Annotated in this window: 12 protein-coding genes and 1 pseudogene; 11 read left to right on the top strand and 2 right to left on the bottom strand. The window is 75.0% G+C overall.

The window, feature by feature from the left end:
* Positions 1–6: 6 nt before the first annotated feature.
* From gvpO to B1L11_RS31250, 10 genes and pseudogenes are all read left to right on the top strand, one after another.
* On the top strand, positions 7–441 hold the full coding sequence (gene gvpO / locus B1L11_RS31210) for a gas vesicle protein GvpO (RefSeq protein ID WP_079318975.1): 435 nt from the start codon (positions 7–9) through the stop codon (positions 439–441).
* Positions 438–1,001 (top strand): gas vesicle protein, encoded by a 564-nt coding sequence (locus B1L11_RS31215; RefSeq protein ID WP_079318976.1) that lies wholly within the window; start codon positions 438–440, stop codon positions 999–1,001. The genes gvpO and B1L11_RS31215 overlap by 4 nt, the downstream gene beginning before the upstream one ends.
* 261 nt (positions 1,002–1,262) lie before the next feature.
* A pseudogene (locus tag B1L11_RS52405) lies at positions 1,263–1,526 on the top strand (GvpL/GvpF family gas vesicle protein); the annotation flags it as partial.
* Positions 1,527–1,645: 119 nt separating this feature from the next.
* On the top strand, positions 1,646–1,981 hold the full coding sequence (locus tag B1L11_RS52410; protein WP_256863044.1) for a GvpL/GvpF family gas vesicle protein: 336 nt from the start codon (positions 1,646–1,648) through the stop codon (positions 1,979–1,981).
* Entirely contained in the window at positions 1,978–2,283 is a 306-nt protein-coding gene (locus B1L11_RS31225; RefSeq protein WP_079318977.1) for a gas vesicle protein, read from the top strand. Before B1L11_RS52410 ends, B1L11_RS31225 begins: the two co-directional genes overlap by 4 nt.
* A complete protein-coding gene (locus B1L11_RS31230; protein WP_079318978.1) occupies positions 2,270–2,704 on the top strand; it encodes a gas vesicle protein K in 435 nt (144 codons plus the stop codon). Before B1L11_RS31225 ends, B1L11_RS31230 begins: the two co-directional genes overlap by 14 nt.
* Positions 2,705–2,774: 70 nt before the next feature.
* Positions 2,775–3,011 carry a hypothetical protein gene (locus tag B1L11_RS31235; RefSeq protein WP_079318979.1) on the top strand — a complete coding sequence of 79 codons (237 nt, stop codon included), beginning with the start codon at positions 2,775–2,777 and terminating at the stop codon, positions 3,009–3,011.
* A gap of 51 nt (positions 3,012–3,062) precedes the next feature.
* Complete coding sequence (locus B1L11_RS31240) at positions 3,063–3,800, top strand: class I SAM-dependent methyltransferase (RefSeq protein WP_079318980.1); 738 nt, start codon at positions 3,063–3,065, stop codon at positions 3,798–3,800.
* The gene (locus B1L11_RS31245) at positions 3,800–4,807 is read left to right on the top strand and encodes an iron-containing redox enzyme family protein (RefSeq protein WP_079318981.1); all 1,008 of its coding nucleotides are present in this window, start codon (positions 3,800–3,802) and stop codon (positions 4,805–4,807) included. Before B1L11_RS31240 ends, B1L11_RS31245 begins: the two co-directional genes overlap by 1 nt.
* The gene (locus B1L11_RS31250; RefSeq protein ID WP_256863045.1) at positions 4,804–5,838 is read left to right on the top strand and encodes a glycosyltransferase family 2 protein; all 1,035 of its coding nucleotides are present in this window, start codon (positions 4,804–4,806) and stop codon (positions 5,836–5,838) included. The genes B1L11_RS31245 and B1L11_RS31250 overlap by 4 nt, the downstream gene beginning before the upstream one ends.
* Positions 5,839–5,866: 28 nt before the next feature.
* Here B1L11_RS31250 and B1L11_RS47270 read toward each other — a convergent pair whose 3' ends face one another.
* Together B1L11_RS47270 and B1L11_RS47275 are read right to left on the bottom strand one after the other, a co-directional pair.
* The gene (locus B1L11_RS47270; RefSeq protein WP_256863046.1) at positions 5,867–6,109 is read right to left on the bottom strand and encodes a CDGSH iron-sulfur domain-containing protein; all 243 of its coding nucleotides are present in this window, start codon (positions 6,107–6,109) and stop codon (positions 5,867–5,869) included.
* A 55-nt stretch (positions 6,110–6,164) separates the two neighbouring features.
* The gene (locus B1L11_RS47275) at positions 6,165–7,037 is read right to left on the bottom strand and encodes a hypothetical protein (protein WP_079318982.1); all 873 of its coding nucleotides are present in this window, start codon (positions 7,035–7,037) and stop codon (positions 6,165–6,167) included.
* A 272-nt stretch (positions 7,038–7,309) separates the two neighbouring features.
* Here B1L11_RS47275 and B1L11_RS47280 point away from each other — a divergent pair, with 272 nt between their 5' ends.
* Positions 7,310–7,513 carry a hypothetical protein gene (locus tag B1L11_RS47280; protein WP_179155406.1) on the top strand — a complete coding sequence of 68 codons (204 nt, stop codon included), beginning with the start codon at positions 7,310–7,312 and terminating at the stop codon, positions 7,511–7,513.
* Positions 7,514–7,757 lie beyond the last annotated feature (244 nt).

The raw sequence follows: 7,757 nt of genomic DNA on the forward strand, positions 1-7,757 counted from the left end.
TCGTCCATGCCTCCCCGGCGGAGAGCCCGTTACGACGAGGACGCCGCGCCGTACGGGCGGCGGGCCTCCTCGGGCATGCCCGTCGAGGAGGACGGGCCGTACGACGAGTCCGAGGACGAAGACGAGTACGAGCGCGGAGATGAGCGCGGTGCCGAGCCGCGCCGACGCCGGGCGGCGCTGAACGCGGTGTCCGCCGGGCGGCTCGGCCTGCGCTTCATCGCGGATCTGACCTCCAAGGACACGGAGGGGGTCACGTCGGTGGAACCCGTGGAGAACGGCTGGCTGGTGGACGTCGAGGTCGTCGAGGACCGCAGGATCCCGTCCACCAGCGACATGCTGTCGATCTACGAGTGCCAGGTGGACGACGAGGGGAACCTCATGTCCTACCGGCGCACCAGGACCTACCGGCGCGGCAGCGGCGCCTACGGCGGTGGGCTATGACCGATCCCCGCTCGCGTCCCGTCCTGCGCGAGTCGTCGTACGCGCCGCCGGCCGTCATGGGCCGGGAGTCGACCAACCTGGGCGACATCCTGGAACGCGTGCTCGACCGGGGCATCGTGATCGCCGGCGACATCCGGGTGAACCTGCTGGAGATCGAGCTGCTGACCATCAAGCTCCGGCTGGTCATCGCCTCGGTCGACACCGCGCGGGAGATCGGCATCGACTGGTGGGAGCGCGACCCGTGGCTCAGCGGCAGGGACCGCGAACTGGTCGAGGAGAACCGCCGGCTTCGGGAGCGCCTGAACGCGGTCGAGGAGCGCCTGCTCGCCTGGGAGGAGCGGACCGAACTCGAACCGGGCGAGCGCACGGGTGAGCGTGCGGTCGAGCGGCGGGGCGAACGTGCGGACGAACGGCCGGTCGAACGGCGGAGCGAGCGTGCGGGAGAACGCAGGGGAGAAGGCATGAGAGAAGGCGCGGGTGAGCGGCGGGGCGACCGTCAGGCCGAGGCCCGCGCCCGGCGGCTCGGCCGGCCTCCCGGAACGGAGCCCGGCCGTGAGTGAGAACCACCCCGCCGCTCCCACCACCCCGCCGCGGAAGGCGCACGCCCCTGACGGCCCCCGCCGATGTGCACGAGACGCGGGGCGGCGACCACGGGCGACCCTTCGCGCGGCCCGTGAGACCGCCACCCCTGGCGCCCCCGAAGCGCGGGGCGCGACCCTGGCGCGGCACCTGAGACCGCCACCCCGGGCGGTCCCGGCGCGGGGGTCTACCTGTACGCGGTGACGTCCGGCGGGGAGCCCCCTCCTGACCTGCGCGGCGTCATGGACGGTGCGGTGCGGCCCGTGCCGCACGGCGGGCTCGTGGCCCACGTCAGCGACGTGCCCCTCGACCGGTTCGGCGAGGAACCGCTGCGCCGCTCGCTGGAGGACCTGGACTGGGTGGAGGCAGTCGCCCGCGCCCACCACCGGGTCGTCGAGGCGCTGGCGGCGGCCGGGCCGACCGCCCCCGTGCGCCTCGTGACCGTCTACACCGGCGAGGAGCAGGTCCGCGACCTCCTCGACCGGCGGCACGACGACTTCGCGGAGATCCTGTCGCGTGTCGCGGGACGCCGGGAGTGGGGAGTCAAGGCATACCTGCGGCGGGACACGCCGCCCCCCTCGCCGCGCCCGCGGCCACGCCCCAGGCCGGTGGCGACAGCCCCGGGATGGCGTACCTGCGCCGGAAGAAGGAGAACCTGCGCGGCAGGGAGGACCTGTGGCGCGCGGCGGCCGAGCGGGCCGAGCGGTTGCACGCCGACCTGGGACAGGTCGCCGTGGCGAGCCGCCGCCACCGCCCGCAGGACCCCCAGCTGTCCGGACGGAGCGAGTCGATGGTGCTCAACGGCGCCTACCTGGTTGATCCGGCCCGGGAGGAGGAGTTCGCCGCAGTGCTCGGCGGCTACCGCGACCGGTTCCTGGACGTCGAGCTCACCGGCCCGTGGGCGCCCTACTCCTTCACCTCGATCGACCTCGGGGCGGGCCGGGCCGGGGGCGTGCGATGACGCCCGGCGGGATCCCGGCGTACGTGCCGGAGCGGCCGCGGGGCGCCTCCCTCGCCGCCGAGGGCCGCCTGCCGCCCGAGCGCGTGGCGCTCGTCGACCTGCTCGACCGGCTGCTCGCGGGCGGCGTGGTGATCACCGGCGACATCGTGCTGTCGATCGCCGACATCGACCTCGTCCGCATCTCCCTGCGGGCGCTGCTCGGCTCCGTACGCGGCACCGAGCCGTTCGACCCGCTCGGCGAGCCGTACGCGGGGACGGACGACGTCGGCGGCAGGAGGGAGATCGAGGATGACCGGTGGTGAGGCCGGGAGCACTCCGTGGGACACCGAGGCGGGGCCCTGGCGGATCGGCGTGGAAACCGACGCGGGCGGCCCGAATCGGTGGGCGCAGGACCGGTGGGAGCAGGACCAGGGGGAGCGGAGCGCGGAAACCGGAAAGGGCAGCCCCTGGCGGCTGAACACCGACCCGGACACGGTGCGGCGCGACCTGAGCCGTCTCGTGCTGACGCTCGTCGAGCTGGTGCGCCAACTGGTGGAACGGCAGGCCATCCGGCGGATGGACCAGGGCGACCTGTCCGACGAGCAGGTCGAGACGCTCGGCCTGACGCTGATGCGCCTGGAGGAGGCCATGACCGAGTTGTGCGAGCGGTTCGGCGTCTCACCGTCCGACCTCAACCTCGACCTGGGGCCCCTCGGCACGCTGCTGCCCACCGACAGGCCGTGAGCGCGGGCGCGTGTACGGCCAGGTCGCAGGGGTAGGCGGAGGACATCGACCGGGGCCTGGAGGAGATGTCATGAGTGTCGTCGGCCGGGACGAGGTCCGTGCGCTGCTGGAGTCGCCGTCGCCCGACGCGACGCTGGTGCTGGTGGGCGGGCGCTGCGAGGTCGTGCCGGAGTCACGCGCCGAGGGCCTGGTGATCGCCAGCCGGCGCGACCTGGAGAGCCAGGTGGGAGACGACCCACTGGACGACCGGCGGCTCGGCGAGCTCGCGGACCGGCTCGACACGGTCGCCCGCGATCTGGGGGCGTGACGGGCCGACCGGCAGGCCCATGGGCGCGTGCCGGTCGGGTGGGGGGAAGGTATGGGGGAGTTCGACGCGTCCGCGTACGGGCGGGCGATCGCGGACATCTACGACGAGATGGTGGAGCACCTGCCCACCGGTCCTGCTGTCGAGCGCGTCTTCCGGCTGGCCGAGGGAGGGCCGGTCCTGGAGTTCGGGATCGGCACCGGCAGGCTGGCGCTCCCCCTCGCCGCCCGCGGCCTGGCCGTGGCGGGCGTCGACGGGTCGCCCGACATGGTGGCGATCCTGCGGGACAAGCCCGGCGGCGACCGCATCCCGGTGACCGTGGGCGACTTCTCGGAGGTGCGGGTCGAGGGGCGGTTCGCGCTCGTCCTGCTGGCCTTCAACACCGTCTTCGCGCTGCCCTCCCAGGACGCCCAGGTGCGGTGCTTCCACAACGCGGCGGCCCACCTGCGGCCCGGAGGACGCTTCGTGGTCGAGACGTGGGTGCCGGACCCCGCGGCCTTCCGCGACCGGACGTCACTGCGGCTGCTGTCGCTCGGCGAGGACGAGGTCGTCGTCGAGGCCGCCCGGCTGAGCCCGGCCGAGCAGTTCATGCACACCACGAAACTGCGGATGACCGCGGACGGCCTGCGGTTGCTGCCGGCCAACCACCGCTACGCCTGGCCGTGCGAGCTGGACCTCATGGCCCGCCTCGCCGGGATGGAGCGGGAGCACCGCTGGGCCGACTGGTCCGGCGCTCCGTTCACCGACGACAGCCGCGGCCACGTGTCCGTCTACCGCCTGCTGGAGAGCTGATGCAGTTGCCCGCGCCCCGAGGCCCGATCACCGACCGGCTCTTCGCGGAGCTGGCCCGGCCGCCTCACGTTTTCGGCCCGCCGCCCGTCGGCGCGTGCGACGCCGAGGACGACGCCCAGCTCGCGCTGTTCGTCTGTTACGAGCTGCACTACCAGGGCTTCGACGGCGTCGACGACCGCTGGGAGTGGAACCCGTCGGTGCTGGCCCTGCGGGAGCGCCTGGAGGCGTGGTTCGAGGGGTGGCTGGCCCGGCGCGTGCCCCGCCCGCCCGCTCCGCCGCCGCGGGAGGTGCCCCGGGCCCTGGCGGCGCTGGTGGCGGCCGACGACGGCCCCTCTCTGTCGGCGTACCTGCGCAGCAGAGGCGACGCCGCGCAGTTCCGCGAGTTCGTGATCCACCGGTCGATCTACCAGCTCAAGGAGGCCGACCCCCACACGTGGGGCATCCCACGCCTGCTCGGACGGCCCAAGGCCGCGCTGGTGGAGATCCAGTCCGACGAGTACGGCGGGGGCAGGCCGGAGCGCATGCACGCCGAACTGTTCCGCGCGACCATGCGGGGGCTCGGCCTCGACGACTCCTACGGCGCCTACCTGGGCGGCGTCCCCGGCGTGACGCTCGCGATCAGCAACGTCATGTCGCTGTTCGGGCTGCACCGCCACCACCGGGGCGCGCTCCTCGGGCACCTCGCGGCGTTCGAGATGACCTCGTCGCTCCCCAACCGCCGCTACAGCCAGGGCCTCCGGCGGCTGGGCGGCGACGCCGACGCGCGCCGCTACTACGACGAGCACGTGCAGGCCGACGCCGTGCACGAGCAGATCGCCGCGCACGACATGTGCGGCGCGTTCGCCGCCGAGCACCCCGGCCTGACCGGCGACATCCTGTACGGCGCCGCCTGCGCGCTGACCCTCGACCGGCTCTTCGCGGAGCATCTGCTGAACCGCTGGCGGGAGGGGCGCACGTCCCTGTGGCAGGCGGAGTGGCGGGCCGACGCCGAGGTGACGGTGCGATGACCACGTCCGGCGGCCGCCTGCCCGAAGCCGGCCGCGCGACGGCGGACATTGACTACGTGCTGCCGCTGCGCTGGCACGACGACGCCGGGCTGGCGGAGCTGACCGGCTACCTGCACAGCCTGTCCCGGCACGCCCGGATCGTGGTGGTCGACGGCTCGCCTCCGCCGCTGTTCGAACGGCACGCGCGCCTGTGGCGCGGCATCGCCGAGCACGTGCGGCCCGACGACGACCCGACGGTCGCGAACGGCAAGGTGGCCGGCGTGCTCACCGGCATGCGCCGCGCCCGGAGCGAGCACGTCGTCATCGCCGACGACGACGTGCGCTACGACGCGGACGCGCTCGCCCGGGTCCACGCCCTGCTCGACCACGCCGACCTCGTCCGCCCGCAGAACCACTTCCACCCGCTCCCCTGGCACGCCCGCTGGGACACCGCACGCACCCTGCTCAACCGCGGCCTCGGGGCGGACTATCCGGGCACCTTCGGCGTACGCCGCTCGACGTTCGAGAAGATGGGCGGCTACGACGGCGACGTGCTGTTCGAGAACCTCGAACTCATCCGCACGGTCCGCGCCCACGGCGGCCGGGAGGTCCGCCCGCTCGACCTGTACGTGCGGCGCCTGCCGCCCGGCACCCGCCGGTTCTGGTCACAGCGGGTCCGGCAGGCGTACGACGACCTGGCCCAGCCCGCGCGGATGGCGGTCTTCCTCGCCGTCCTCCCCTGTGTGGGCGCGGCTCTGTGGCGACGCCGGCCGGAGTTGCTCGCGGCGGGCGCGGCGGCGGCGGTCGGCCTGGCCGAGATCGGACGCCGCCGCGCCGGGGGCCGCCGGGTCTTCCCCGCCACCGCCGCCCTGTTCGCGCCGGTCTGGGTGCTCGAACGCGCCACCTGCAGTTGGGCCGCTCTGGCCGCCAGGTTCGCGCTCGGCGGTGTGCCGTACGCGGGGGCGGCGCCTGCGGGTCGCCGCGCACTCGACGCGGCGGCTCCGCCGCCTGGGCACTCGCGGCAGGGTAGGCGCGGGACTGTTCTCGGGTGAGGTACTGGACCGGCGGCCGGAGCGTCGGTCAGCCGGGCGGGTCGGGCTCGCTCGTCGCGCGGAAGCCGACCGCCTTATGGGAGCCGTCGCAGAACGGCTTGATCGAGGACCTGCCGCAGCGGCACAGCGCCACCGTGGTTCTGCCGGGGTCGATGCGCCGCCCGTCCTGCGTCACCAGCGTGAACGGCCCGCGGACCAGCAGCGGGCCGTCCTCGCAGGGCGTCACCGTGACCGCCGTCACCGCGGCCGGGTCCTCCGCCATGTGCTCCATGCGGTGCAGCCTGCCCGGGACGGTGACGGCATAACACGTGGTCAGTGGCGTACGGTCAGTCCCATCTCGCGCAGTGGGCGGAGGGGCTGAAGGCCCAGCACCCGGCCCGGCCCGCGGCCGGTTCGTCCGCCGCGAGCGCGGACCCGGCGTACGGCCCGCTGAACGCGCCGGGGACGCCCGACGGACTGGGCAGGCCCGACTTCACGCTCGGCGGGGCGAAGGCCCAGCGCGGCGTCGCCGTGCCGCCCGTCCGCCCGCCGCCCGGGAGCGCCTGGGAGTGCCCCGGCGTACGGCTCCGCCAGGGCGCCAGGCTCCAGCAGCCGGCCGTGCCGTCGTCCCCGCACCGAACATGCGTATGGGCGACCAGCGGCGGCAGCGGCAGGTATCCCGGGATCACGATCGGCGTGGCCGGCGGCTGCCCGCCCGCGGGAGGCGCCACCGCCGCCGTACGGGCGTTGAGCGACGGCACGGGGGTCACCCACGTCGTACTGCCCGGAGACGTCGGCACGGCCGTGGCGCCGGTCGTCGGCGTCACCGCCGGGAAGGCCGTCCGTGCCGGCGTCGCCGTACCGGCCGCCGTGGGGACGGCGGGCGGGGTGGCGGGCGGCGTTGCGGTGGGGAGCGCGGTCGAGGTGACGGCCGCGCTCGGCTTGGGCTGCGTTGCCTGCTGTGTCGCCTGCTGCGTCGGCTGCTGCTCCGGCTTGTGCGTCGGCCTGTCGCTCGACGTCGGCTTGGCCGTGGGCTTCGGCTTCGGAGTGGCCTTGGCCGTGGGGTTCGGCTTCGGGCTCGGCTTGGCGGTCGGCTTCTCCGTCGCTTTGTCCGTGGGCTTTCCTGTGGGCTTGGCTGTGGGCTTGGCTGTCGCTTTCTCCGTGGCCGTGGGGCTCGGGTTGCTGCTCGCCGTGGAGCCCGGAGTGGGCGAGACGCTCACCGAGACGGTCGCGTTCGGGCTGGCCTGCTGCGTCGCGGTCGCGGCGGGCGCGCTGCTCGCGGTGGGCGCGGTGGCGCCGCCCTGCGCCTGCGCCCCCCTTCGCCGTCGCGGTGGGCGCGCTGCCCGCGGTCGGCGCCGGCGCGCCCTGAGCGGTCTGGCCGGGAGTCGCGGTCGCGGCGCCGCCTGCCGTCGGCCCCGGAGTCGAGGCGGCGCCCTGCCCGCCGTTCGGCCCCGGCTTGCCCTGCCCGATCGGCGCGGACAGGGCCTTCGTCATGGGGCCGCTGCTCGCGGTGGGAGTGGGCCCCTGCGGAGCCGACGGCGAGGACACGGGCGGTGCCGCCGTACCGCCCGGCGTGTACGGCGACGGAGTGGCCGGGGGCGGCGGGGCGGAGCCCTCGGCGTGGCCGTTGCCGCCGGTGTGGCCTGAGGTGCCGGTCGACCGGTCGCCTCTGGTGCGGCCGGACTCGCGGCTGTGATCACGGGTGCCACGAGCCGTCCGGTCGCCCACGCGGTAGGCCGTCCGGTCCCGGGTGGAGGTGCCGCCAGAACCGGCGCCAAGGGTGGCACCGGACGACCCGGGAGACGATCCGGTGGACTCGTGTGACTTCCCGGACGGGCCTTCGGGACCGCCGGAGGAGGGACTGCCGGAGGAGGGACTGCCGGAGGAGGGACTGCCGGAGGAGGGACTGCCGGAGGAGGGACTGCCGGAGGAGGGACTGC

Source organism: Microbispora sp. GKU 823 (assembly GCF_002027145.1).
In the GTDB taxonomy this organism is placed as follows: domain Bacteria; phylum Actinomycetota; class Actinomycetes; order Streptosporangiales; family Streptosporangiaceae; genus Microbispora; species Microbispora siamensis.

What these genes read in the sequence shown, in the direction of transcription:
- B1L11_RS31245 (WP_079318981.1), top strand. Translation starts at nt 3,800, where the DNA reads ATGCAGTTGCCCGCGCCCCGAGGCCCGATCACCGACCGGCTCTTCGCG.
- B1L11_RS31240 (WP_079318980.1), top strand. Translation starts at nt 3,063, where the DNA reads ATGGGGGAGTTCGACGCGTCCGCGTACGGGCGGGCGATCGCGGACATC.
- gvpO (WP_079318975.1), top strand. Translation starts at nt 7, where the DNA reads ATGCCTCCCCGGCGGAGAGCCCGTTACGACGAGGACGCCGCGCCGTAC.
- B1L11_RS31235 (WP_079318979.1), top strand. Translation starts at nt 2,775, where the DNA reads ATGAGTGTCGTCGGCCGGGACGAGGTCCGTGCGCTGCTGGAGTCGCCG.
- B1L11_RS31225 (WP_079318977.1), top strand. Translation starts at nt 1,978, where the DNA reads ATGACGCCCGGCGGGATCCCGGCGTACGTGCCGGAGCGGCCGCGGGGC.
- B1L11_RS31230 (WP_079318978.1), top strand. Translation starts at nt 2,270, where the DNA reads ATGACCGGTGGTGAGGCCGGGAGCACTCCGTGGGACACCGAGGCGGGG.
- B1L11_RS31250 (WP_256863045.1), top strand. Translation starts at nt 4,804, where the DNA reads ATGACCACGTCCGGCGGCCGCCTGCCCGAAGCCGGCCGCGCGACGGCG.
- B1L11_RS31215 (WP_079318976.1), top strand. Translation starts at nt 438, where the DNA reads ATGACCGATCCCCGCTCGCGTCCCGTCCTGCGCGAGTCGTCGTACGCG.
- B1L11_RS52410 (WP_256863044.1), top strand. Translation starts at nt 1,646, where the DNA reads ATGGCGTACCTGCGCCGGAAGAAGGAGAACCTGCGCGGCAGGGAGGAC.
- B1L11_RS47270 (WP_256863046.1), bottom strand. Translation starts at nt 6,109, where the DNA reads ATGGAGCACATGGCGGAGGACCCGGCCGCGGTGACGGCGGTCACGGTG.
- B1L11_RS47280 (WP_179155406.1), top strand. Translation starts at nt 7,310, where the DNA reads ATGGGGCCGCTGCTCGCGGTGGGAGTGGGCCCCTGCGGAGCCGACGGC.